Origin of the sequence: Bradyrhizobium sp. CCBAU 11430, assembly GCF_028128855.1 — a bacterium.
Taxonomy (GTDB): Bacteria; Pseudomonadota; Alphaproteobacteria; order Rhizobiales; family Xanthobacteraceae; genus Bradyrhizobium; species Bradyrhizobium ottawaense.
Genome location: NZ_LBJV01000068.1, coordinates 1 through 23,924 on the forward strand (window position 1 = coordinate 1; position 23,924 = coordinate 23,924).

At 57.4% G+C, this 23,924-nt stretch carries 16 protein-coding genes and 1 pseudogene; 9 read left to right on the forward strand and 8 right to left on the reverse strand.

Annotated elements, in window-relative coordinates:
- Nucleotides 1–897: 897 nt before the first annotated feature.
- The 8 genes from hemN to nodD1 all read right to left on the reverse strand — a co-directional run bounded on the left by hemN (nucleotide 898) and on the right by nodD1 (nucleotide 13,864).
- On the reverse strand, nucleotides 898–2,235 hold the full coding sequence (gene hemN, locus XI04_RS27270) for an oxygen-independent coproporphyrinogen III oxidase (RefSeq protein WP_271595833.1): 1,338 nt from the start codon (nucleotides 2,233–2,235) through the stop codon (nucleotides 898–900).
- 1,741 nt (nucleotides 2,236–3,976) lie between these two features.
- Complete coding sequence (locus XI04_RS27275; protein WP_271595832.1) at nucleotides 3,977–4,702, reverse strand: outer membrane protein; 726 nt, start codon at nucleotides 4,700–4,702, stop codon at nucleotides 3,977–3,979.
- Nucleotides 4,703–5,186: 484 nt separating this feature from the next.
- Nucleotides 5,187–5,432: a hypothetical protein gene (locus XI04_RS27280; protein ID WP_271595831.1), complete on the reverse strand. Its 246-nt coding sequence runs from the start codon at nucleotides 5,430–5,432 to the stop codon at nucleotides 5,187–5,189.
- A 923-nt stretch (nucleotides 5,433–6,355) separates the two neighbouring features.
- Complete coding sequence (locus XI04_RS27285) at nucleotides 6,356–6,718, reverse strand: NolY (protein WP_271595830.1); 363 nt, start codon at nucleotides 6,716–6,718, stop codon at nucleotides 6,356–6,358.
- 1,507 nt (nucleotides 6,719–8,225) lie between these two features.
- Nucleotides 8,226–9,365 carry a branched-chain amino acid ABC transporter substrate-binding protein gene (locus XI04_RS27290; RefSeq protein ID WP_271595829.1) on the reverse strand — a complete coding sequence of 380 codons (1,140 nt, stop codon included), beginning with the start codon at nucleotides 9,363–9,365 and terminating at the stop codon, nucleotides 8,226–8,228.
- 299 nt (nucleotides 9,366–9,664) lie between these two features.
- Entirely contained in the window at nucleotides 9,665–10,369 is a 705-nt protein-coding gene (locus XI04_RS27295; protein ID WP_271595993.1) for a MerR family transcriptional regulator, read from the reverse strand.
- Between the two features lie 992 nt (nucleotides 10,370–11,361).
- Nucleotides 11,362–12,276: a transcriptional regulator NodD2 gene (gene nodD2 / locus XI04_RS27300; protein ID WP_271595828.1), complete on the reverse strand. Its 915-nt coding sequence runs from the start codon at nucleotides 12,274–12,276 to the stop codon at nucleotides 11,362–11,364.
- Nucleotides 12,277–12,919: 643 nt separating this feature from the next.
- Complete coding sequence (gene nodD1 / locus XI04_RS27305) at nucleotides 12,920–13,864, reverse strand: transcriptional regulator NodD1 (protein ID WP_271595827.1); 945 nt, start codon at nucleotides 13,862–13,864, stop codon at nucleotides 12,920–12,922.
- 822 nt (nucleotides 13,865–14,686) lie between these two features.
- On the opposite strand from nodD1, the gene XI04_RS27310 reads away from it, so the two are divergent.
- From XI04_RS27310 to XI04_RS27350, 9 genes and pseudogenes are all read left to right on the forward strand, one after another.
- Nucleotides 14,687–15,319: a NodA family N-acyltransferase gene (locus tag XI04_RS27310; protein WP_271623828.1), complete on the forward strand. Its 633-nt coding sequence runs from the start codon at nucleotides 14,687–14,689 to the stop codon at nucleotides 15,317–15,319.
- Nucleotides 15,316–15,975: a chitooligosaccharide deacetylase NodB gene (gene nodB / locus XI04_RS27315; RefSeq protein ID WP_271595826.1), complete on the forward strand. Its 660-nt coding sequence runs from the start codon at nucleotides 15,316–15,318 to the stop codon at nucleotides 15,973–15,975. The genes XI04_RS27310 and nodB overlap by 4 nt, the downstream gene beginning before the upstream one ends.
- A gap of 17 nt (nucleotides 15,976–15,992) precedes the next feature.
- A complete protein-coding gene (gene nodC, locus XI04_RS27320) occupies nucleotides 15,993–17,369 on the forward strand; it encodes a chitooligosaccharide synthase NodC (protein ID WP_271595825.1) in 1,377 nt (458 codons plus the stop codon).
- 11 nt (nucleotides 17,370–17,380) lie between these two features.
- Complete coding sequence (gene nodS / locus XI04_RS27325) at nucleotides 17,381–18,010, forward strand: nodulation methyltransferase NodS (RefSeq protein WP_271595824.1); 630 nt, start codon at nucleotides 17,381–17,383, stop codon at nucleotides 18,008–18,010.
- Nucleotides 18,011–18,023: 13 nt separating this feature from the next.
- The gene (nodU, locus tag XI04_RS27330) at nucleotides 18,024–19,733 is read left to right on the forward strand and encodes a nodulation protein NodU (RefSeq protein ID WP_271595823.1); all 1,710 of its coding nucleotides are present in this window, start codon (nucleotides 18,024–18,026) and stop codon (nucleotides 19,731–19,733) included.
- A 1-nt stretch (nucleotide 19,734) separates the two neighbouring features.
- Nucleotides 19,735–20,655, forward strand: a complete 921-nt coding sequence (gene nodI / locus XI04_RS27335) for a nodulation factor ABC transporter ATP-binding protein NodI (RefSeq protein ID WP_271595822.1) — start codon at nucleotides 19,735–19,737, stop codon at nucleotides 20,653–20,655.
- A 3-nt stretch (nucleotides 20,656–20,658) separates the two neighbouring features.
- A complete protein-coding gene (locus XI04_RS27340) occupies nucleotides 20,659–21,447 on the forward strand; it encodes an ABC transporter permease (RefSeq protein ID WP_271595821.1) in 789 nt (262 codons plus the stop codon).
- Nucleotides 21,448–21,764: 317 nt separating this feature from the next.
- Nucleotides 21,765–22,286, forward strand: a pseudogene (locus XI04_RS27345) (carbamoyltransferase N-terminal domain-containing protein); the annotation flags it as partial.
- A 172-nt stretch (nucleotides 22,287–22,458) separates the two neighbouring features.
- Nucleotides 22,459–23,571, forward strand: coding sequence for a nodulation protein NodZ (locus tag XI04_RS27350; protein WP_271595820.1), 1,113 nt, complete (start codon nucleotides 22,459–22,461; stop codon nucleotides 23,569–23,571).
- Nucleotides 23,572–23,924: the final 353 nt, after the last annotated feature.

Genomic DNA, 23,924 nt, shown 5'->3' on the forward strand with positions numbered 1-23,924 from the left:
CAGATCGGAACGCTGCGCGGCATCAGATTGGAATACCTGCGCGCGATCATTGGAATCTGCAACGCTCGAGAAAATCTGCAAGATTCTTCTGAATGAGGAAAAAAATGCTGCGCCATCGCCATGGCCAAACGACGACAACCATTGCTCGCTGCGGGACTCTACCATGGAGACCGAGCGCAAATTGTCGAGTTGCCGAAGGGGATAGCATCGAAGCAGGAGCAGCCGATCGGGAACGTGGCCGATTGCTTATTGTGGAAGCTGGTAGCCCTTAGAAGCGCGTTAGCATCGTAGGCTCTCGCGTCGACAAAGAAGCCTGCTGGAAGGATGTTGAGGGAGGAGCAATGGAGTCGATTGCTCAAGCGGCCGGTTCAGACGTGCGGCCGCTCCTGCACAGGCCGTCAAGACGGATTCTCGCGGTTTTGGTGCTGCCGCTTGTCCTCGTCGGCTCGCTTCTGGCGCGTGGCTTTGGGCCATTTTGAACAATTTGTCGAGTCGCCAGAAGTGCAGGACGTCGCTTCAAACCGTCACCACGGGAGACAGGTTCAGTCCGGGATAAGGGAGGCGCAACAGAAAGCTGACGATGAGATCGCGGAACTCAAGCGCCGGGCCGTTGCCCAGCGTGATGACCTGAAAGGGATCCTGGATCAGATCACGATCCTGACCTCGCGAATCGACTCGCTGCAGAGTTTAACTCCTCTCCCATCTGCTGCTCCCGCGACGCTTTGTCGGCAGCCCGGGCTGTTCAAGCAGCGCCAGGAAACCCTTCGGCCGGTCCAAACGAGAAGGGCCTGTTTCTCTCGGAGGCGCACCAGTGATCGCAGGACCGAAGAAAGCGGAGCCTTGAGGTTGAGACTGTTGCAGGTGTACTCGAGTCTCCAACTCCGCTCGAGGCGTGGCTTAGCTAATGGGGGTACGGTCGAGATAAGTGTCGAATGCGGCAGCAACCGCACGAACGACGAACCGATGCTCCTGCTTGACCCGAATTAAGCCCTTTTCAATGTCCACTATCCCGTCTTTGGCAAGCATTCCCAGCCGGCCTGCAGACTTGAGAAGTGGAATCGAATCAAATCCGTGAGCAGCGCAGATCGCTGGTATGTCGGCGTGCAAATCGCACATTAGACGCTCGATGATTGCGGCGCGGAGGCGATCTTCGGCCGACAGACAATAGCCTTTTGAGGTTGCCAGGCGGCCGGCTCGAACGTGTTCGTAATAGGAAGTGGTCGCGATCTCGTTCTGCACATAACCCTCACGCAAACGGCCGATGGCGTACGGACCTAAGCCGATTACGGTTTTGGTGGTATCAGCCGAATAACCGAGGGAGTTGCGCCGCAGTCGACCAGCTCTCTGCGCCAGGGCGAGCTCGTCGTTGGGCAGGGCGAAATGGTCGAGCCCGACCTGGCGGTAGCCGGCCGAGACCAGGGTATTTGCAATGGCCGCGGCTTGCTCAGCGCGGGCAATATTGTCCGGCAGTGCCGTCTCATCGAGCTGGCGTTGACGTTTCATATAGGAGGGGACGTGAGCATAGCCGAAAACTGCAAGCCGGTCTGGCCGCATGGCCAGAGCTGTCCGAGCCGTGTCCACGCAGGACCGCACCGTTTGATGCGGTAGTCCGAAGAGAAGGTCGAAATTGATGCGGTTTATCCCATGCTGGCGTAGAGTTTCGACGACAGAAGCCGTCAGCACCTCGCTCTGCACGCGGTTGACCGACCTTTGAACCACCGGATCGAAGCTTTGCACGCCGATGCTCGCGCGGCTGACCCCGGCCGCTTGTAACGTTTCGACCATCTCGGGCGTGACCCCACGCGGATCGATTTCTATGGCGATGGTAGCTGATTTTTTGAACGCAAAGCAGTGGCGCAGGAGTTCCATCAAGGCGAGAAAATCGCGCGGTGCAATGGTCGTCGGCGTCCCGCCGCCGAAATGCACGTCGCTCACCGGCAGAGCGCTCGGCGCTTGCTTTGCGACCAAGCCTATCTCCTCTCGCAATGCTGCCAAGTAATTGCGGACCGGTCGCTCGCTGCGAGTGAGGCTTGTAGGGAAGCCGCAATACCAACAGATAGAGCGACAGAACGGAACGTGGATGTAGAGCGATACGGGCTCGTCGGGCGGCAGTCGCCTCAGCCATGTCTCACACGTCTTGGCACCGACCATCGCGGAGAAATCCCGTACGGTTGGATAGATGGTGTACCAAGGCAGGCGAGCATCGCAATACTTGTTCAGAAGGGAGGTCTGCAAGTCCTAACTTTCCAATGCTCAGGCCAGCATAAAGCTGACGGATACCCTCTCTAATGTCTTTGCGATATGTCAAACCCGCGTAGTGGTTTCTGAGATCTGGTCCCGTTTTCGATGTTACTGCGAACGCGACTCAGGGACAGAGCGAGGGAGTGAGAGTCGCTCGTTGACGGCTATCCTGAACGTTTAGGATATGAATTTCTCATGCGAGCACGGTCGAAGCGACTAGACGTGCCCGACGAGCCTGCGCAACGTTCAATCGCTCATGCGAGCACACGTCGTTTCCGCATTCGCTGAGGGCTAGTGAGTTTTGCGACGAAAACAGGGATTGCAGGTCTCACCAGAAGCAGCTGAGCTTGCCGCAGAGTTCCAAACCGGTTTTTCCAGGCAAAAGCCGATTTGGTTGCTCACAGGGTTCAACGGATGCCTCCCGTCAGAAGCCGGCGTGCCACGGAAGACAAGTTGCTTCCTGGATGAGAGCGAGAGGAGCGCAATAGTACAACGTGACGCGACGTGCGATTCAAGTCCGTCGGCGCAGCCGACGAAAACTCGCTTTGATCTCTAGTAATCGAATGCATAAGCCTCAATTCCGCCACGCTGCTTGTCTCATTGCCAGAAGCATCATCACGGATGTACTGATGATGTTGGGGCGAACCCGGCGCACTTTCAGCCCCCCGGCCGAGTGCGTCGGGGCGCCTTGGTTCGGCGGCGTCTCTCACCAACTCACAACGCTTATGGACGTTCTACCGATAGCAAGGCGAAGTCTGGCCAGATACATCAGACGTAACGCTATCTGGATGGTCTATTCTGCCTGACCAGCTTGGTTGTTTTCTTTCGAACATAGCCTTTGCAGTTATCGATCGGTGCCTGATCGCGTATATCTACTCCGTTAGCCTTCATTCAGGTCGCGTCGATGTGATGCACCTGCAGCTCTCAGTGTCACATAGCCCGCCTGGTCAGGCGTCACCATCCAGTCACTATGTTCTCGATGCTGCGAGCTCGAGCCGTCTATGCAGGATCGGGGTGGGAGATCTTGCGCCTTTTCATTGCATGAATGCGTTCCCATCCTGGCTTTCCAGTCCATTCACCAAGGATCGAGGAAGTTTGTGGCTCAGTAGACATTCGAGCCTGCAGATGCTCTTGCGCGAATGCGAGCTGAGCCTACCCAGGCGTCGAGGAGATTGCCGCAACCGCTTGATCAGCCGAAAGCGGGTGCCCCACCCGGCCTCTGTTCTATAATGCGGTGGCATACCAATGAAAGTTATTAGCAACAGAAATGCAGTACCCCTCCCCACGCGTAGAGCAGCGAGATGATCGCGAAGAGCGGAGAAGTCATGCCTCAACGATCTTGGCGAAGATCTTCGCCGTTTTCCACCGAGCCCTTCATAAGTTGTGCATCAGGTGCGGCCTAGTTGTGTTTCCGCAAGGGAGCCTAAGTGGGGATGGCGCGGCCGGAGCTGCAGTCAGGTTAAGGTCCTTAGCGAGTGTCGTGTGTATACCGTCCCATCAACCGCCGAACTTGGTACTTGACTGGGCTGGAATAGAGGTGCGCTTTTCGCCCTGAGAGGGCCGGACCGCCGAGGTAAACTGCATCTCTTGCTGTAAGTCACCTCGTGTCCCGGCTTCGCAAATGGTGCTGTTGCCTTCCCTACCAATGTCATGATCGCCGTTTTTGTGGGATCAACTCGCGAAAGAACCCCGACCGCAGGCCGGGGTTCCGATTCACGCAACCGCGTGGAGGTCTCTATCTCGCAAAGGGCGAGCCAAACTTGTAATTGAGCCGTGCCGTGATGAGATCGACATCCTGGTGGACGCGATCCGTACCAAGAGCCGCTGGGAAGCTGATGTTGCTGCGCTGCATGAAGAAGTGGTTATACTCGACGCCAGCTGACCAGTTTGGCGTGAGGCTGACTTCGGCACCGGCGCCCAGCACGCCACCCCAACGCACATCGCTGGTTTTGCCAATCTCGGTGCCAGTAGTCACCGAGTTGATCTGATAGGTGTTGCTGGTCACCGCAGCACCACCCTTGCCGTACAGGAGCACGGCATTGAAGGCGTAGCCGATATGGCCCGTGAGTAGACCGAAGGCATCCGTTGTGGTGCCAACGGTGTTTGCCGGAAAGGCGGTGCTGATATTGGAGCCGTTGAAGTCGGCCCAGTTGCCCTGACCTTCGATGCCGTAAACCATGTTGAAGATGTGCCAACGATAGCCAATCTGGCCGCCAATGGTCCCGCCGGTCGAATTATGGCAGCCCTCGGAAGTGGCGCCATTAAAATCCCAGCAATTGTGGCTCGTTCCCCAGCCGCCATTTGCACCGATATAGTAGCCGGACCAATCGGTAATCGGGGCCGCGGCCGGCAGCGGTGCCGCTTTGACCTTGACAGGCTGCCCGGCCAAGTCCGTGCCGAAGGAGGGAGTGGCCGCAACGAGTGCGCCGATGCTTGCAGTCAGAATCAGAATGTTTTTCATTCGAGTGTCGTTTCCTTTCGGTGCCCCCCGGCGCCGTGCGTTTATCAATATGAACGCGAATTGCTGTAACTGCCGCACAACATGTCTTGGAAAGAAAGGTGTCCAATCGTACGCGGCGTCAGATTGCTGAGCGCGCAAAATGCCGCTGCTCCACAGTCATCGAGACGCTGCGGCCCGGCAGTGGCGCCTCGCGGGCGCCTTCTTTGGACACGAGCCGTTCATCATGGCGTGCGATGCGACCGCAAAGTTGGGAGGTGCTTGGCTCCTTCTGTTGCAAACGGCAGAACGAGGCCGCGCTTACACACTTCATGCATGCTGACGGCTCAGACGGATCGGTAATGAAGGCCTTGATTACGGGCGCGCCGGGCAGAGCATGAGTAGAGGAAAGTCTGCTCGACCACGCTCTGACCCGATTTGTCTATCGCGTAGACCCGTTAATTGCGTTTACCCAGCCAGACGCTCCCAGCGGTACGGCTGCAAGCGCTCATTGCTCGGTCGACGGCGCGAGTTCAGCACGCAAGTTGCGTATCGCCTCGTTTGCCAGAGTCAGAGTATTCCGTTCGCCTTTTCTTATCGAGCACTCAAGGTAAGTGCGCAATCGTCTATGAAGGACGGCCTTGAGATTATGTGCCAGCAAGGGATCCTTCTCGATGAAGCCCCAAGCCTTGTCAAATGCGACGCTCACGACAGCATCTGGCACCTGCACTTGGTCGGAAGAAAACTGATCCATCTAAAACACTCCTCGACATCCTGACACAAGGGAGTACCCTCCCAAAAGCTAACCGAGATTTCGTGACGTGTAGCAAGCACACATCAGCGTGCAGACCCCCGAGCGAGCTGCTCTCGGTGCTTCAGGGAAGTTTATAGATCGTTGTTGAAGGTCGGATGACCGAATGTCGTATTGCCAGGCGCGGTCGAATAATTCCGAAAGGAGTGAAAGAGCAGGGATTCTAGCGCTCTTCTCTACCGTAGTGGGCAGTTGATTGGCATCGACAATAAATCGTGGATATTCTTCCTGCAATCGGAAGATCCGCGCCAGACCGGTCACGACTAACCGGACGTGAGCGGCCCAGCCCCAATATTGGGATATCGGAAAGCTATGTGAGGTTCTCGGATACGGACAGGTGGTGCGCGCCGCGTCTCAGCGCCACCAGTGCGCGGCGGACAATTCGGGGTGCCTCGCGGAAAGAATTGCTAACGTGCGGAGTGGCTGATCGCCCTGTTCCGAGCATTAGCTTTGAAGGGTGCCACACTCCAACATGTCGTAGCTGCCTTATTTGGTAGATCGTGTTCGAAGGTCGGCGCAGGCAGCGGTCGGAAGCGGCGATAGCGGTCCGGTGTCTCGAGCGTATGTGTGAGGCTGCGCTTCCGCGCTATCAGCTCTTTGTGGCCACGGGCGACGAGGGACAGCAAGGTCTTGCCAGATCGAACGTAACTGTGTCGTCCGCGGCGCGAGATAAAGCGAGCCTGCTCTCGAACGTCGTCGCGAGCAGTTGCGATATAGAAAGCCAGCGGACGCGACCCGCTTATGGACGGGGAGCCCATAAGCCGCATACCCTCGATCTGGTGCGGACGACTTTTGGCACGATTGTCGGTCCAGCGATAAACGTTCGGTCAGCGCCGTCGACGTCCAGAAAAAAGCAAAATGAAAGTTCAGTCCGCCGCCGCACGTGAAAAAATCAGCTTGGCGATCGTAAGTCGATTGACGGAAGTTCGTAGCGCTGCCGGTAATGCCGCCACAGTCTGATCGAAGAGGCGTCCCAAAAACTGAAGGTCCTCGGGCTGGTAAACGCCACGGTCTCGCGACAGTCGCATTCGTCCGTCGCCGGTGCTCGTATCACCACGCTGGCCGAGCTCCAGCTCCGCCGTAATCATTTGGCCTATGAGTGCATTGAGCAGTCGGATCGCTTCGAGCTCGTTGCCTTCTTCGCGCATGAGCGCGGCCACGATGTCGAGTTGCAGGTCGATGCGATCCTCGAGGTTCTGTATGCGAGAATTGGAAGGGTCAAGTTCCACGGTATTTCTCCAAAGTGGTGAAATGCAAGATAGGCGGAATAAGCCTAGTCATTTCCCGTTCGCCAGACGGCGGATGCGTGGCCGGACGAATCGCTGCTGCACAGGAGGTGCGCACGGTTCCCAAACAGGGCGGCACACATGTCCCGCGAAAGCATCGCAAAGGGGAAATGAGTGTATATGGAAAAGCCGACAAGCGTTGTAGAGGGTCCGGAAGTCTATTGATACCGTGATCGAGCCGTCCCGCGCGTCGGATAACTGCAGTGACTCCAGTTGGGGTCACACAGGTGGTTGTACTGCCTTGCTTGGAGCCGCGGCGACACGGCTGGATTGTTGGTGCTATCGGCCTGGTCAGAGCGAAAAGTCCGGCCCGCACCGGTGCAAAGGACAGTTCACCTGCCCGAGTTCTATGCTGCGGACGCATTTACCTTCGCCGAACAGTGCGCGTGAAAGCTGTCTTCTTAGAGCCGCCAAGTATCATCGCAAAGGCGAGAGACGACAACGTGATAGGCTGCGCGCCGGCCTGCGATTGCTCATCGCACTGCATTGGTGCCCCACGTGTTTCGTTGTCAAACATTGCGTGATGCAGCCACGAGAGACGCGGCTGCGACCAAGCTGCAAGGTATCGTTGTCACGAGACATTCGTGGACTGTTCTTTCCGTAATCCGGCGTCGATTTATGCGGTGTTTGGCTTGAATTAGTAAAATCGAAAGTGTTGATGGGATGCATCCAGTTCGTTGATAGCGCCCGCGAGCAATCTAACCGCCTTCATCGGAGCCGGCTAATTGCTGTTTCCCGCGGTCTGGGCTCAGAGCCACGTCTAAGGGATGTCGGGCAGGGTCGCTGATCCGTTGATCACCGATCATGATTGACAAAGAAAAAGTCGCAGGGCTGCACGTTTGCGAATAGCTCTGAAATGGCGCCGAAGAAGCTCTGCAGTAGTCCCGAGCCGAAGAGACAGATGAAATCTCGGCGCCGACGATCCACCAGCTGCGGTTACCCGCAATACCCGGCTATAGCCTATGTAATAGGTCCTGATTGCTTCATGCCGTCCGCGCTCTCTCTTCAATGCGTGGACCCGAGCTTGCGCGATACGATCGGTAGGAGAATGCGTCAATGGCGATCCGGCTATCAGTTTGATCGAAGTAGCGAACGCGGCCCCCATCTGGAGCCATTGCGCGACTGTCCGTTGGCTTCGCGTTGCTCGTCCTGAACCTTCAATCACTTGGCGGCAGAAAGTCATGCCTTCAGACCCGCCAGAACTGTAGTCGACCGCTCAGCCTGTGCTGCCGGACGGATCAGGACAACGGGGCTGCTATTTGTCTATCATCGGACGTAGCGCCTCCGTCAGATCGACGCTGGCTAGCTCTGCGAGCGCCGCAGCCAACGCGAAAAACGCTCCGAAAGCAGCAAGTATAAAAGAGCTGGCGAGTATCGCTGCGACAACGTTCTGGGGAGGTCTCATCATTCGTGATGCATTGCGTTTGCGGGAGCCGGCGGTGCGTGCAAATCAGTACTTCTTGACACGTTCAACACGGCCGTCGCGCCAGCGGTAAACCAAAAATCCAGAAGCCGAGTTGTCTCCCTTTTTGTCGAACCGGACCGGGCCAATCACGGTATCCACCGGCCATGAACGAAGTGCGCTGGCGACCCGCGTAGCATGGAAGGAGCCGCTCCGGTTCACCGCCTCTGCCCAGGCTTGCACAGCCGCATAGGCGTATAGCGTGTAGCCTTCAGCGGACAGGCCGGAAGCTTTGAGTCCGGCGACAGCGCCGGCCGCCTTGGCATTCCCGGCGGGATTGGGCATGAAGGTAAACAATGTGCCATTCCCAGCGCTGCCGGTAATCGCCCAGAATTCAGAGGTCATCAGCGGATCGTTTGCCATGACTATGAAGTCTGCTTTTGCATCTGATGCCTGGCGCACAAACAATCCGATTTCGGTATGATAGCCGCCGATATAGGCGACGCGCACTTGATCCTTTTTCATTCTTGAGACCAGCGCTCTGAAGTCCCGTTCACCTGCAACATAGCTTTGCCGACTGACTTGTCGTCCGAATCGATGAAGCTCGGCTTCGACCACATCTGCAATGCCCTTTCCAGCAGTGCTCTTGTCGTCGATCACCGCGATGTTCTCGTTGGGATGGTTCACGTGAATGTACTCGGCGGCAACGGTTCCCTGCTGGTCGTCGCGGCCGCAGATCCGAAAGACAGTCTTAAGGCCGCGCTCTGTTAGCTGAGGAGTTGACGAGCCTGGTGACACCTGAACGATGCCTGCTTCAGCGTAGATGTCGGAGGCCGGGATCGACGAAGAGGAACAGAAATGGCCAACTACCAACAGGACGCGCTCTGTCGCGAGCTTATTCGCAACTGCGACAGCTTGCCTTGGGTCGCAGGCGTCGTCAGCAACCCTCAATATAACTTTGGCATTATCCGGAAGTAGGCCCGAAGCGTTCAATTCCTCAACCGCCGCAGCTGCACCATCGCGCATTTGCGCGCCGAACGCGGCGCTGCTTCCAGTCATTGGACCAGCCACGGCGATCTTTACTTCAGAACCGCGCGCAAGCGGGGCGGCGAGAGCGCAGAAGAGAATCGCCGCACTTGCAACAGAAGCGCGCTGCGTATTTGCAATTGTATAGCCTTCAATGCTCACTGAAGTGATCCCAAGTGGTTGTGATCAGACACCCCTGCAGGTCAAGGCTGCTCCAAGCCAAACGTGCGTTGGCTCGACCAGCTTTCAATTTCCGTAGAGTCTACAATTTGACGTTACGTTCGGATCAAGCGCTTTTGAGGGGCGTGGGTGCGTCAGGGGCGCGCATCGGCGGGCCATGACCGTCTGTCCGCTTGAGCTCATAAAGCTTTCAGCCCGCATCAGAGCGCGGCAGATCAACCTAGCATTGTCAGGTGCCTTCCAACCGACGTGTGGAAAGGGCCATGAACGGGTCAGTACGGCTAATCCTCCAACCCGCCAAGGGCGAGATCGAGATATTGCATCAGGCAGGGATCCCAACCAGCCAGAGCGCGGGGGGCGCTCAGTCGTGCAAGTACCTTCAGGATCATCGAAGCGCGTGAATCGGCGCCGGCGATTTCGCTGATCAGCAAGCGTGCTGCAACTGCGACAGCCTTTGCGCGCTCACCGCAAGGGGGCTCGCTCCGATCCATGCAATCGCGAAGGTCGTCACGGATTCGCCGCCACCGGTCCTCGCGCTCTGAAGCTGAATTGCAGATGCATGCGGTCGTTTGACTACGCGTCTCGACTCGCGACATGGCATTCAGAGTGGCAGGCAGCTCATCCACACTTACTTTCGCCTCGCCGTCGATTGTCATGTTGCGCAAACGGTCGCGCAACAGAGTTGCTCGAGCTACTTGAAGTTCTATGCGCTCTAAATGTTTGTGCAGCAGGTCCGTGAGAGAAGTCGTGCCCTCCATGGCTTTACGGATCTCGACAAGTGAGAAGCCAAGCTCACGCAGCGCGCGAATCTGCTGAACCCGCTGCAGGCTTTCGCGGTCATACATCCGGTGGCCGCCGTCAGTACGCTCTGTGGCTGCTAGGAGTCCTGTGTGCTCATAATGGTGCAGCGTGCGTACCGTTACTCCGGTCGCCTCTGCAAGTTCGCCAATGCGCCATCGACGCCTTCTTGGTGTAGGTTTGTTCATGTTGTTCAATTTTGAAGCCTACAACCTGACGTCACGTATGATTCAAGCTGCTTTCTAAGCGTCAGCCTGAATCGTCTTCCATTCTCCAGCGCGAGAGTGGTGACTATCCTTAGAATGGCGGCGGATCAACCCTGAGGGGTAAGGGTGATCAACAACTTCGCCAGGCATGCCAGTTGAGCCTCGCCAGCCGCTGTACGCTCCAGGATGAGCTTGGCGATTGCCGTGCGATTTTCTGGACTCCGCATCGATGGGGGTAGCGCGTCGACGGCGCTGTCATAAAGTCGTCCGAGGGCAGAAAGCTCTTCTGGATCGAACACGCTGCTGCATAGCTTCAACCTTCAGCTCCTTGTTTGAATTGCGTCCAGGGCAGCGCACGTCGTCAAGACGTTTGGCTGCGGTAGGGCCAAAAGAAGTCATACCTGCGGCGCAGAGCGACGGAGATGCGGTGTACTGTAGAGTGATGCCATAGGGCCACACGCGAGCGCGGATGCTTGCTTCGACAGCGCGGCAGAACCGGGCGATATGTATGATCGACGCCCTCTATGCTCACGATGCATTTTGTTGCGGCTCCAAAAAGGCCGATCGCCTCCATTCATGGGGAGCAACTACTAACTTGGAGAGTTGACGACAGGAGCCCCGTGCCGGCCTTCTCGAAAGACGCGCTTGGCGGCCGCGGTTGCAACGTAAACGCCTGGCCTAAGCGCGAACGTGCTGCTCCGTCCCCGTCTCTAAAGCCAGACACACTGCGGTTGTGATATCGCGCCTAACGCCGACGCGCGAAAGAAATCAAGAGCGTCTCACGAACCGCGCGCCCGGAGGGTCTTTATCCCGCGACAAGGAGAGCAAGCCAGGCAGGTGGAATTGTGTGTGTTGAGACAAGTGTTGGAATGTGAAGTTCGTAGACTTCACGAACGTCGTTACGGCAACGGCGAGACGGGTGCGAAGTTTCAGGCACTGCCCGTTCCTTCCGGAGTGTTGGTTACGGGGTGCTCTTATGCAGTTGCCATGCGCGTGGCCTCCTCGAACAATATTTCCCGCATCCACAGGCTTTCCGGGTCATTGTTGTGAATTGCGGGCCATTGGACCGCTTCGGTGAAGACGGGGAATGGATCCGGAAGCTCGACAATCTGAAGAGGCATGGTCTTCTGGAAATGCCTCACCAGCCCTAATGGCATCGTGCCTATGCGGTTCGTCCCAACAAGGAGGGGCGGGACCATGCTGAAGCTCTGCACGAGAATGTCGATGCGCCGAGTAGGACCGAGATCGATTAAAAATGATTGCTCAATTGGCGTGTGGGGCGCACCTCCGTGCTTAACTGCAACGTGCCCCATCGACATATATCGATCGAATGTAAGTCCGCGATGTAATTCCCTGTTCGTGCAGCAACCTACGCAGACCAGTCTCTCCTCGAATAGGGCCGCCCTGGGGTGCGCGCTGGACAGGAGAGAATCTGGCAGGATAACAAAATCGACTTCGCCGCGGCGGAGGAGCTCGTCGTGCTCAACGGTCGGCGCCGCCAGTTCGAAGCTGACGGTGGGGGCCTCTCGCGTGACGCGCTCCACGACATTTCTTAAGAATACAACTGTTATGAAATCAGAAAGGGCGATCCTGAATCGCCGGCTCGATCGAGCTGGATCGAACACGTCACGCGCCATAATTGAGAGTTCAATGTGCACCAGAGCCTGGCGTACCGGAGCTGCGAGCGCTTCTGCGCGCGAGGTCAAGACAAGCTCGCGCCCCCTCATCCCAAACAGTTCATCGCCAAAATATGAGCGCAACCGGGCAACGGCTGCGCTCATGGCCGGCTGACTGAGATTGATCCTGCGTGCCGCTGAGGTGAGATTGCGCTCAGTTATCAGAGCATCCAGCGCGACGAGAAGATTTAGATCCAGACCTTTGAAACGCATCTCTTCTTATCCGGCGCAAACGTCCTTGCTGCGAAAAAGCGTGCGGTGGCGGCTGCGTCTGGAGCAATCGTCCTGGCTCGCCCGAATGGACATCGGCTCAACCCTGCCATCAAGACAAGAAGCTCGCGAAACGACAACAAGAATGGACAGCAAGCGGTAAGCCGATCGGCGGCGGGGGGAAAGCGTCAGGACCCTCCAAGCTGATTCGTCTCGCCGGTTTCGGCCGACCACGTAGCTGGTCCGTTCAGCTCGCCGATCGCAATCACCCCAGCGTCCGTGAGCGCCCTGAGCACACCAGAGCGCCCCCTCGACGGCTGCGTCGTGCAGCGCTAGTCGCGAGGGTCAACCTACAACCTGACGCAATGTGCGATTCAAGCGATTTTATCCGCCAAGCTAAACATTTGTAATGGAGGCGTGTTTTATCCGCGATAGTGCCAGGGTAGCCCTGAACGCAGCGCAAGCCCATCAAACCACACCTGGGAAGTCACCTCGCTTACAACAGGAAAAGTCTTCGCAACGGATCGCTGCATTGTGAGGTCGTGGCAGTGCCTCCCCAGGAGACGCGGAAGCGAGGAAGGGGACCGAGCACGTCGAAGGGCCTGTAGCGTGCTTGGATTATTCGGAGCGGCAGCTTGCGGTGAGCCTAACAGCGCCTGCGAGTTGGAGGCTTTTGCTCATCAGATGCCATGTTGGATGCCTCCTCAAGCAATATCCTCCGCATCCAGATGCTCGCGGGGTCGGTATTGTGAAACGAGGGCCACTGCACGGCCTCTGTGAATATGGGCAGGGGGAGAGGCGGTTCGATGATCCGCAGTGGCATCCGCTTTTCGAAGTGTCTGGCCAGCCGCAAGGGCATCGTGCCGATACGACTCGTGTCTAACAATATGGGCGGAATCAGGCTAAAGCCTTGCACGACGACCTCAATTCGTCTCCTCAGACCGTGCTCAAGCAAAAACCATTCTTCGAGGTTCGGTCTCAGTGCCCGTCCGAACTTGGCAGTAACGTGCCCCATCGAGATGTATTTCTCGAACGTAAGCTGTCGGGATAGCTGCTTGTTCGTGCGGCATCCCACGCACACGAGGGTCTCGTCGAACAGCGTCGCTTTAGGGTGCGCACTCGACATGAACAGTTCCGGCAGAATGAGAAAGTCGACCTCGCCCCGACGAAGCAGCTCATCGGGTTCATCGGAAAATGGCAGCAATTCGAACCGCACGGCGGGAGCTTCTTGTGCCATGCGGTCCACAATTCTGCGGAAGTAAACGATCGTCATGAAATCTGAAAGAATGACCCTGAAGCGTCGACTCGACTGAGTCGGGTCGAACGCGTCGCGCGATATGATTGAGAGTTGGATGTGCAGCAGGGCCTCGCGAACTGGACCTGCAAGCGCCTCCGCGCCAGGTGTAGGGACGAGCTCGCGACCTCTCATAGTAAATAGTTCATCGCGAAAATAGGCGCGTAGCCGTGCGACCGCAGCGCTCATAGCGGGCTGGCTCAAGTTAATTTTGCGAGCCGCCGCTGTGAGGTTGCGTTCCGTCATCACGGCATCGAGCGCAACGAGAAGATTTAGATCAAGTCCCTTGAACCGCATGTTGTGAGTCTATCCATCGTGTGGATGTGTTCTATCGAAACAATCGATTTTACCAAATTGCGGGATGTTGGATAGCAAACTGAAGTTTGAAAAACGGACCAGGCAGACCACAATGGTTTATGGTCGTTCAAGTGAGCTCAAAGAAAAGCTCCTGGGCGTGCGAGCGCACCGCCGCGTCCGTGTCCTGGGCGTCTACAGGCGTGGCGTGCGAGCCGTGTTGCGTCTTCGTGCGATGTGCGCTCGCTTGAGCGCCGAGCGGGGCTCGATAAACCTTCGTATGGGGCTGTCATCCGTTTCAATACTCGAGGTTTACCCGCGTACACTTGAGAGCACTTTCAGCATCAATCTAGTGTCAGGGAATGGCGGCAGGCGCAGATTGCGGTTGCCAAACATTTCAGGCGCCATTCCGAACGGCTCGCCTGTCCAGCGTATTTTGGGGTCTGTTGAAGATGTATAGGAGCCAGTGTGATCTGATGCCGCTCAGATGCGTCGTCGACGACGAATCGCGTGTCGGTGGCTTGCCCGCAGCCGTCAATCCTCCTGACGGCGATGCAACGGAGGGCGCGCGCGCTCCCTGGTTCAGATCGGCTCTAGCTAATCCAATTGCCTCGCCGGGGTCTTCCGCATGGGCATGGCACATCAGCAGGATGACGAGCGCGAACCAAGCGTTAGCGCGAGCAGAGGCGAGGGGCGCGGGTGCAGGCCAGCGGTGCGGAGCTCCGACAAAGCACAGCCGCGCATTTCAGTCTTGATCGGCAGCCCTGCAGGTAGAGATCACGTGACCGCTTCCCGTTCAATTCAACAGGCGCAAGGACGCTCGCCATGAACATTGCCGTATCCCCGACTGCGGAACGTGCTTCTGCGCGCGCTCAAGTGCAGTGGAGCCTTCGTTGGGAGAGCGAGCTGCGGCTCGCCGATCATGCCGAGCTCGCGGAGTTCTTCCGCAAGAGTTATGGGCCCACGGGTGCGTTCAATGCGCAGCCTTTTGAGGGGAGCCGAAGTTGGGCCGGCGCAAGACCGGAGCTTCGTGCAATTGGTTCCGACGCGCGCGGGGTAGCGGCTCACATTGGGCTGCTACGTCGCTTCATCAAAGTTTGCGAAGTCGATCTCCTTGTGGCGGAACTGGGGTTGTATGCGGTGCGCCCGGATCTCGAAGGGCTCGGAATAAGCCACGCGATGCGCGTGATGTATCCCGTACTGCAGGAGCTTGGTGTTCCATTCGGCTTTGGCACGGTTCGGTCGGCGCTTGAGAAACATATGAAGCGACTGGTCGAAAGGCAGGGACTCGCCACCCTGATGCATGGCATTCGCGTCCGCTCCACGCAGCCGGATGTCTATCCCAATTTATCGCCGACCCGCCTCGAGGACGCGTTAGTGGTGGTGTTTCCGCTGGGACGCTCGATAAGCGAATGGCCGGCCGGGACTGTCATCGATCGGAACGGGCCTGAGTTGTGACAGAGCGCTCCACACCATTCACTGTCCGCTGCGACTACGCTGACGTGAGCGGAAGTCCAGCTGTCTATTTGACCTTTGATGACGGGCCGAACCCATTTTGTACGCCAGAGGTGCTCGATGTGCTGGCGCAACATCGAGTTCCCGCTACATTCTTCGTCATCGGTACGTACGCGATCGAGCATCCGGACCTCATCCGACGAGTGATTGCGGAAGGTCATGAGGTTGCGAACCATACGATGACCCATCCTGATCTATCCAGATGCGGACCTGCAGAGCTACAGGATGAAGTGCTGACCGCGAGCGAGGCGATCCGTCTGGCGTGCCCGAAGGCCTCGCCCAGGCATATGCGAGCGCCTTACGGCATATGGACGCAACAGGTGCTTGCAATGACGGCGAGCGCTGGTCTCACGGCTCTGCACTGGTCGGTCGACCCGAGAGATTGGTCCCGCCCTGGAGTTGATACAATTGTGAATTCGGTGATGGCGAACGTTCGCCCGGGTGCAATTGTGCTGCTGCACGACGGGTATCCTCCCGATGAGGAGAGACTGGGCACCGATGCAACGCTGCGCGATCAGACCACCACGGCGCTCGCATATCTGATTCCGGCACTGCAACGGCGCGGGTTTGCAATCCGTCCACTTCCTCAACTTCACTGAACAAGAACTGACACCCAATGGACCTGCTCGCGACAACCAGTGCTGCCGCTGTTTCAAGTTATGCGGTACTCTCGACTATCTATAAGAGCGTGCAAGCGCTTTATGCCCGACCGGCGATCAACTCATCATTACAGGACAGCCTGGAAAAAGCGGAGGTGGTCCTTCCCACTGTGGACGTCATCGTGCCGTGCTTCAATGAGGATCCAAACACGCTCGCCGAATGTCTGGAGTCGATTTGCAGTCAAGACTACGCCGGAAAGATACAGGTCTATGTGGTCGATGACGGATCTGCAAACCGCGACGTGGTCGCGCCTGTACACCAGATATATGCCAACGATCCTAGAGTCAGCATCATCTTGCTGGCAAACAACGTCGGAAAGCGCAAAGCGCAGATCGCTGCAATACGCAGCTCATCCGGTGATCTGGTGCTCAATGTCGATTCCGACACGGTTCTTGCTGCCGACGTCGTCACGAAGCTTGTATTGAAGATGCGTGACCGGGAAGTCGGTGCGGCGATGGGTCAACTGATAGCAAGTAATCGTAACCAGACCTGGTTGACCAGGCTGATCGATATGGAATATTGGCTCGCGTGCAACGAAGAGCGCGCGGCACAGGCGCGCTTCGGTGCCGTCATGTGTTGTTGCGGCCCTTGTGCCATGTATCGACGTTCCGCGCTGACCTTGCTTCTCGATCAATACGAGGCGCAGTTCTTCCGTGGGAGGCCGAGTGATTTCGGCGAGGACCGCCATCTAACGATACTCATGCTCAAGGCTGGGTTTCGAACCGAATACGTCCCGGACGCGATAGCAGCCACAGTCGTTCCGCACCGTCTTGGGCCATATCTGCGTCAGCAGCTTCGTTGGGCGCGCAGTACCTTTCGAGATACGTTTCTTGCATTGCGCCTGCTCCCAGAGCTCGATGGTTATTTGACGCTAGATGTTATCGGGCAAAATCTCGGCCCATTTCTCCTCGCGATTTCAACACTTGCTGCGCTTGCAGAGCTCGTGTTCGGTGGCTCTATACCCTGGTGGACGGGATTGACGATTGCAGCAATGACTATGGTCCGGTGCAGTGTGGCAGCGGTTCGCGCTCGCGACTTGCGGTTTATCGGCTTCTCGCTCCACACACCGATCAATATCCTTCTCTTGCTACCATTGAAGGCCTATGCGCTTTGTACATTGAGCAATAGCGATTGGCTATCGCGAAAAGTCACCAATGTGCCGGCGGAAGAGGAGAAACAGCGTGTCATCCTGCGTCCCAATGCCGGACGAGGTGCGTCTAGCGTAGGGGTGGGAACGACTCCCATTCATAAGACGGGGTTATCGCACCGTCCGTCGAGCCTGGCGACCACGGAGAGTGTTTCCGGTCGCGATCGCTCGACTGTCTACAAATAAGTGGTCGTTTCATGACTTTGGACCTGAACCATCAGCTATTAGAGCGAGAGTTGGCTGCCGACGATCCATGGCACCTTGATAATAGTTCGTTCGAGCAGGAGCGATACGCGCAAATGCTCCTGATGTCGCGTTGCAACGGAGATGCTGCGTCTGCCCTCGAGGTAGGATGTGCAGCCGGTGCATTCACGGAGTTGCTTGCGCCGTTATGCGAGCGGCTTACCGTGGTGGATGTCATGCCGCAGGCAATCGAGCGAGCGCGACTGCGGACCAGTAAGTGGTCACATATTACTTTTGTGACCTGCGACATTCAGCGGTTCTCGACCACTGAGCAGTTCGATTTAATTGTCGTGGCCGAGGTTCTTTATTACCTCAAAGACGTGGGCGAGATGCATGCGGCTATCCGCAACCTGGTGAGTATGCTTGCGCCAAGTGGCACTCTGATTTTCGGGTCCGCGCGTGATGAAATATGTCAACGCTGGGGGCATGCTGCTGGTGCCGAAACGGTGATCGCTCTCTTTAAGGAGAGCCTATCGGAGGTCGAGCGTCGGCACTGCTCCAGCGGATCGGCAAACGAAGACTGCTTGATCGTCCAGTTTCGAAGACCGGACGCCACGTCAGAACAATCAAACGTCGGTCATTAGACCAGGAGTACGTATGCGCATCTGCGGAATAAAGTTGACACATGACGGAGCAATTGCTGTCGTCGAGGACGGTCGGCTTCTTTTTTGCGTGGAGCAAGAGAAGCGCGGCAATAGTCCACGCTATCAGTCCGTTGACAATCTCGATGCAGTCGTGCGCGCCTTGGCGGAGCATGGCCTGGAGCCGCGGGATATCGATCAGTTCGTCGTTGACGGATGGGACGGGGAGAATGAATCGCAGTTCCAGCTCCTAAGCGGAGCGGTGCAGGTTGCGCTAAAAGGCGCGCCATATGTCGAGCGTCATGCTGAGGGCCTCCTTGATCCCGTCGACGGCGTCGGCCTCCTCCTCGGCGGCAAGGAGTTTCCATATAAGAGCTACCCGCATGTCACGGGCCATGTCGCGTCAGCATATGGCACCAGTCCCTTTGCAGCCGCGGGAAAGGCTTCGTTCTGTCTGGTGTGGGATGGCTGCATCTTTCCACGTCTTTACTATGTCGAACCGCGCGGGGGTCGGTTCATTGGATCGCTGTTTCCTATGATTGGCCACGCCTATGCTGCCGCGGGCCTTCACTTCGGGCCGTACCGTCAGCCGAACCGCTCCAGTTGGGATCTGGGCATCGCCGGCAAGCTGATGGCTTACATCGCGCTTGGCTCCGTTGATGAAAGCATCGTGGAAGCGTTTCAGGAGCTTTATGAAACACGGTTGGCGGCCGACACGGAGCAGGCTCGCCGCTACCGTGAAGACATTAACAATGCGGAATCGTCTCTTGCAGCTATGCACGCGTTCTTCGAGGCAAGCGCGTTGCGCCTGGCTGCCAAGCGAGCGGAGGACGTCCTCGCCTCCTTCCATGTGTTTCTGGAACGTCTTCTTGTTAAGGAAATCGCGCTGCTTCTGCTAAGATATTCGTCACTTCCGGGAGCGCGAAATCTATGTGTCGCCGGAGGTTGCGGTCTCAATATCAAATGGAACAGCGCGCTTCGCGCGACGGGATTGTTCGATGATGTCTGGGTGCCGCCGTTTCCGAATGACAGCGGCTCGGCAATCGGCGCGGCGTGCGGTGCTATGGCAGCGCAGAATGGCTTCGGGCCTTTGGAGTGGTCAGTTTACAGTGGTCCTGCCCTGCAGGAGAGCGAGGTTCCGCCGGACTGGGAGGCCGCTCCTTGCAGTTTGAGTGAACTTGCGGCGATTCTTGCCGACAACAAGCCCGTCATCTTTCTTTCCGGGTGTGCCGAGCTTGGGCCCCGGGCGTTGGGCGGTAGAAGCATTCTTGCAGCCCCAACTAGCCGGGCAATGAAGGATCATCTCAACGACATCAAACGTCGCGAGCACTTCCGACCGGTGGCGCCGATTTGTCTGGAGGATCGGGCACCGGAGATCTTCAGCCCGGGCACGCCAGATCCTTACATGCTGTTCGATCACCAAACCCGGGCGGATTGGCGCGACAAGGTTCCCGCGGTGGTCCATCTTGACGGCTCGGCGCGGCTGCAGACAATTTCCCGCAACTCTCCCCATAAAATTGCCGCGCTTCTCGTCGAATTTGAGCAACTCACGGGTATTCCGCTGCTCTGCAACACGAGCGCCAACCTCCACGGACGGGGATTCTTTCCGGACGCTGCGGCAGCTTGCCAATGGGGGCGTGTCGAGCACGTTTGGTGCGAGGGCAAGCTCTGGAGCAAAACCGTCGTCGAGAAGCCATCGTCCACGGAACGACTTCTGTCAGCCTAAGATGAACATGTCCACTGTGGCGATCGACCTTGCCGGTGTAAAAAAGTCATTTGGCGACAAGCTTATCGTCAACGATCTGTCGTTCTCGGTCGGACGCGGAGAGTGCTTCGGACTGCTTGGGCCGAATGGAGCTGGCAAGAGTACGATTGCGCGCATGCTCCTCGGCATGATCTCGCCCGACGGCGGCAAGATTACAGTCCTCGATGAGCCTGTGCCTTCCCGCGCTCGTGCGGCGCGTGTACGCGTCGGGGTGGTGCCACAGTTCGACAACCTTGAGCTCGAGTTCACAGTGCGAGAGAATCTGCTTGTTTTTGGCCGTTATTTCGGCATGAGCGCTCGCAGGATCGCGGCGGTTGCACCCTCGCTGCTTGAGTTTGCGCGGCTTGAAAGCAAGGCGGACGTGCGTGTGTCTGAGTTGTCCGGTGGCATGAAGCGGCGGCTGACGCTGGCGCGTGCCCTGATTAATGATCCACATCTACTCGTGATGGACGAGCCGACCACTGGTTTGGATCCGCACGCACGCCACCTGATTTGGGAGCGCCTGCGCGCCCTGCTTGCGCGTGGCAAGACGATCCTCTTGACCACTCACTTCATGGAAGAGGCCGAACGCCTGTGCGATCGACTATGCGTGCTTGAGAGTGGATGCAAAATCGCCGAAGGCAAGCCAGACGCCTTGATCGACGAGCATATCGGCTGCAACGTGATCGAGATCTATGGTGGTGATCCCAATCATATCCGAGAGCTGATCAGACCTTATGCGCGGCATATTGAAGTGAGTGGAGAGACGGTTTTTTGTTACGCGCGATATCCGGAGCAAGTTCGCGTGCACCTGCGCGGGCAAGCGAACCTTCGCGTACTGCAGCGGCCCCCGAATCTCGAAGACGTGTTTTTGCGGTTGACCGGGCGCGAGATGGAGAAATGAGCGATGAATGATGGTTATGCGTCGGTGATGCCGGCCAACGCGTACAACTGGGTCGCGGTATGGCGACGAAACTTCCTGGCATGGAGGAAAGTCGCGCTTGCATCGCTTCTCGGCAATCTCGCAGATCCCATAACCAATCTGTTGGGCCTTGGCTTTGGCCTCGGACTCATCGTGGGACGGGTTGAGGGGACTTCGTACATTGCCTTTTTGGCGGCCGGTATGGTCGCAATCAGTGCGATGACCTCCGCGACCTTTGAAACCCTATATGCGGCCTTTGCTAGAATGGGTGTCAAGCGCACCTGGGAGGGAATTCTGTTCACACAGCTCACGCTCGGCGATATTGTTCTAGGTGAGTTGGTGTGGGCGGCCAGTAAGTCCGTTCTAGCGGGGACAGCAATCGGGATTGTCGCTGCAGCGCTCGGTTATGCATCCTGGACGTCCATTCTTTGTGCGATACCAACAGTCGCCCTTACGGGTCTTGTCTTCGCCAGCCTAGCAATGGTCGTCATATCTCTTGCGCCAACTTACGACTACTTCGTGTTTTACCAGTCGCTCGTCCTTACGCCCATGGTGTTTCTGTGTGGCGCGATCTTTCCGACAAGCCAACTGCCCGGCTCATTTCAGCACTTTGCGAGCTTGTTGCCGCTCGCACATTCGGTCGACCTTATTCGTCCGACGATGCTTGAGCGCGGCGCGGACAGTGCCGCCCTGCACGTAGGTGCACTCTGTGTTTATGCGGTCTTGCCCTTTTTCGCGTCGACAGCACTATTTCGGCGGCGCCTGCTGCGTTGACGTGAGTTGAGCGAAAGGGAGAAAGTCAATCGATGCAGTGTCATCAGTCCTTCCGCGGTAGCTCGCGAGTGACCTGGTCTGTTACAGCGGCTTCTGCAATGTCCTTGAGGCCGCGATCGAGCCAGCTCTATGGCCGCCTGTTCGGTCCATCTGCATCGGACGCCAGCACCCTAACTCTGAGCGCCTGTTGCTAGGGGCCGAGACAGACCTTGCAAGTCGTGTTGTGCTGTCTGGCCCGCGCACCGGCGGAGCGTAACTGTCCAGGTTAGTTCGGTGGGACGGCAAGGGGCCTTTCCGTCATGACGATGGAGAACGGGATGTTGTGCCCGGCACTGAGCGGTGACCTTGACAGAATCCATGAAAGCTCTCCGGAGCTGCCGAATGCATTTGTTCACGATGGCGCTTCGGTTCTTGTGCAGGATGGCCGCGTAATTGCTGCTGTCGAAGAGGAGCGTCTCAACTGTGTCAAGCACTCCAACAAGTTTCCTTGCAACCCGATCCGATACTGCCGGTCTACCGCAGGAGTCGAGCTCGGGGAGATCGACCGCATCGCGTTCTACGCGACTGAAGCCTATTGCAAAACCATGCTCGAGCGTCCTGTTGTTTCTCAGCCCGTTACGTTGGACGCCAAACTGTTGCTGCGGCAGCTGCTGGCACGGGAGTGCGGGGCAGAGATCGGTCCGTTCCGACTTTCCTTCGCGAATCACCACGAAGCGCATGCCGTGAGCGCGTTTGCCATGTCCGGGTTCGAGCAAAGTCTCGTCCTTGCGATTAACGGCGGCGGCGAGGTTCTCTCAGGCCTATTGGCGGTAGGATCTGACACCGGAACTGCGCAACTTGATAGCCGTAAGTCATGAGCATGGCCACGCCTCCTATGCCTGCATGTGAGGGGGCCAGTCCATGCGACGCACAGGGCGCATTGGGCATCGGACTTCGGGCAGGTCGATGCAAGACCGCTGAAGAAAGGACAGAAAGTGTTGAGAGAACGCGGCCATCACGGATAGGCATGCTATGAAGTTCTACCGACGCAGCTCGCCGGCACCGCGATTTCAGACCGTGACGCCGGGCGAGAAGAAACCCGAGATGTCTGTATCGATGTCTTTTGTCCAACCAGGAGCGCGCGAAAAGGCAATCGAGATGGTTAGTGGTGCGATGAATGATAGGTTCGTAGTTTCCCGGCGACGTACGGGTTTTGGTGACTGTCTGTGGTCGCTGGCGGCGGCTTGGCGTTTCGCAAAGCAGACAGGGCGAACGCTAGCCATCGATTGGCGGGGGTCTTGCTATCTTGATGAACCATTCACCAATGCCTTCCCGGTCTTCTTCGAACCGGTTGAAGACATTGCCGGCGTGCCGGTGATTTGCGGCGACGACATCAACAAACGTTCGTTTCCGGGACCATTCTTTCCGGCATGGTGGAACAAGCCGTCTATCGATTGCGTCTATCGGCCGGACGAGCAGATCTTCCGGGAACGCGACCAACTCGATCAACTGTTCCAAAGTCAGAGAGATAGTGACGCTAGCACAGTTGTATGTGATGCCTGCCTGATGTGGCGCTGCGATCAGGAGGCGGAGCGAGAGATCTTTCGGAGGATCAAGCCGCGAGCTGCAATTCAGGCTCGGATTGATGCCATCTACCGCGAGCACTTTGAGCCGTACAGCGTGATCGGCATTCATGTCCGGCATGGAAACGGTGAGGACATTATGGGGCATGCTCCCTACTGGGCGGACGCGGAGCGCGCCTTTCGACAGATCTGTAATGCCATTGACAAGGCGAGGGCGTTACCACATGCAAAGCCTGTGAGGGCGTTCCTGTGCACGGACAGCGCGCTCATCCTTGAGCAGGTTTCGGCAATAATTCCCGATGTTTTTGCGATTCCAAAACAGTTCCAGGCGCCTCACGCCGGCCCGTTGCACGACGCCGCCTTCGGAGCAGAGGGTGGCTTTTCTGCCCTCACCGAGATGTATCTCCTTGCGCGCTGCGACACGGTGATCCGTTTCCCCCCAACGAGCGCCTTCACGCGCTATGCGCGTCTCTTTGCTCCACGCGTTATAGAATTCGAGTTGAACGATCCGAGCAGGTTGATCTTGATCGAAGACAACTCGCAAGAGCTCGTCGCTTCATGAAAGTTGTAACCCGCTTGATCGACCTGATTGCCGCTCTTTGCATCCAAGAGTACTGCCAGTTCTTGTACGGCCGACAATCGTCTGCCGAACGCGATGCTGTTGGCAAGAACTTACAGCGAAGAACAGAACGAAGCGACGGCCAAGTGCCTTCGCTTGAGCCGTGACGTCGATAACAACCGCCCTAAGTGCTGCGCAGCGTTAAGCCGACGTAACACGTCGTCGTCATCCTTCGGTCAGCCACAAATCGGAGCTGATCAGTGCTCGAGCGTGGATGAACATATGAGTTCGCCAGCTCGTGCCTGGAGCCAGCCCGTCCGGCGATATCCCAGTTCTGCTCAGAACGGGGTGCCACA

Excerpts from the sequence above, each read along its gene's own strand:
- nodU (WP_271595823.1), top strand. The coding sequence starts at position 18,024 with ATGCGCATCTGCGGAATAAAGTTGACACATGACGGAGCAATTGCTGTC.
- XI04_RS27340 (WP_271595821.1), top strand. The coding sequence starts at position 20,659 with ATGAATGATGGTTATGCGTCGGTGATGCCGGCCAACGCGTACAACTGG.
- XI04_RS27275 (WP_271595832.1), bottom strand. The coding sequence starts at position 4,702 with ATGAAAAACATTCTGATTCTGACTGCAAGCATCGGCGCACTCGTTGCG.
- XI04_RS27295 (WP_271595993.1), bottom strand. The coding sequence starts at position 10,369 with ATGAACAAACCTACACCAAGAAGGCGTCGATGGCGCATTGGCGAACTT.
- nodD2 (WP_271595828.1), bottom strand. The coding sequence starts at position 12,276 with ATGCGTTTCAAAGGTCTGGATCTAAATCTTCTCGTCGCGCTGGATGCT.
- XI04_RS27280 (WP_271595831.1), bottom strand. The coding sequence starts at position 5,432 with ATGGATCAGTTTTCTTCCGACCAAGTGCAGGTGCCAGATGCTGTCGTG.
- nodC (WP_271595825.1), top strand. The coding sequence starts at position 15,993 with ATGGACCTGCTCGCGACAACCAGTGCTGCCGCTGTTTCAAGTTATGCG.
- nodI (WP_271595822.1), top strand. The coding sequence starts at position 19,735 with ATGAACATGTCCACTGTGGCGATCGACCTTGCCGGTGTAAAAAAGTCA.
- nodS (WP_271595824.1), top strand. The coding sequence starts at position 17,381 with ATGACTTTGGACCTGAACCATCAGCTATTAGAGCGAGAGTTGGCTGCC.
- XI04_RS27310 (WP_271623828.1), top strand. The coding sequence starts at position 14,687 with ATGAACATTGCCGTATCCCCGACTGCGGAACGTGCTTCTGCGCGCGCT.
- nodD1 (WP_271595827.1), bottom strand. The coding sequence starts at position 13,864 with ATGCGGTTCAAGGGACTTGATCTAAATCTTCTCGTTGCGCTCGATGCC.
- XI04_RS27350 (WP_271595820.1), top strand. The coding sequence starts at position 22,459 with ATGAAGTTCTACCGACGCAGCTCGCCGGCACCGCGATTTCAGACCGTG.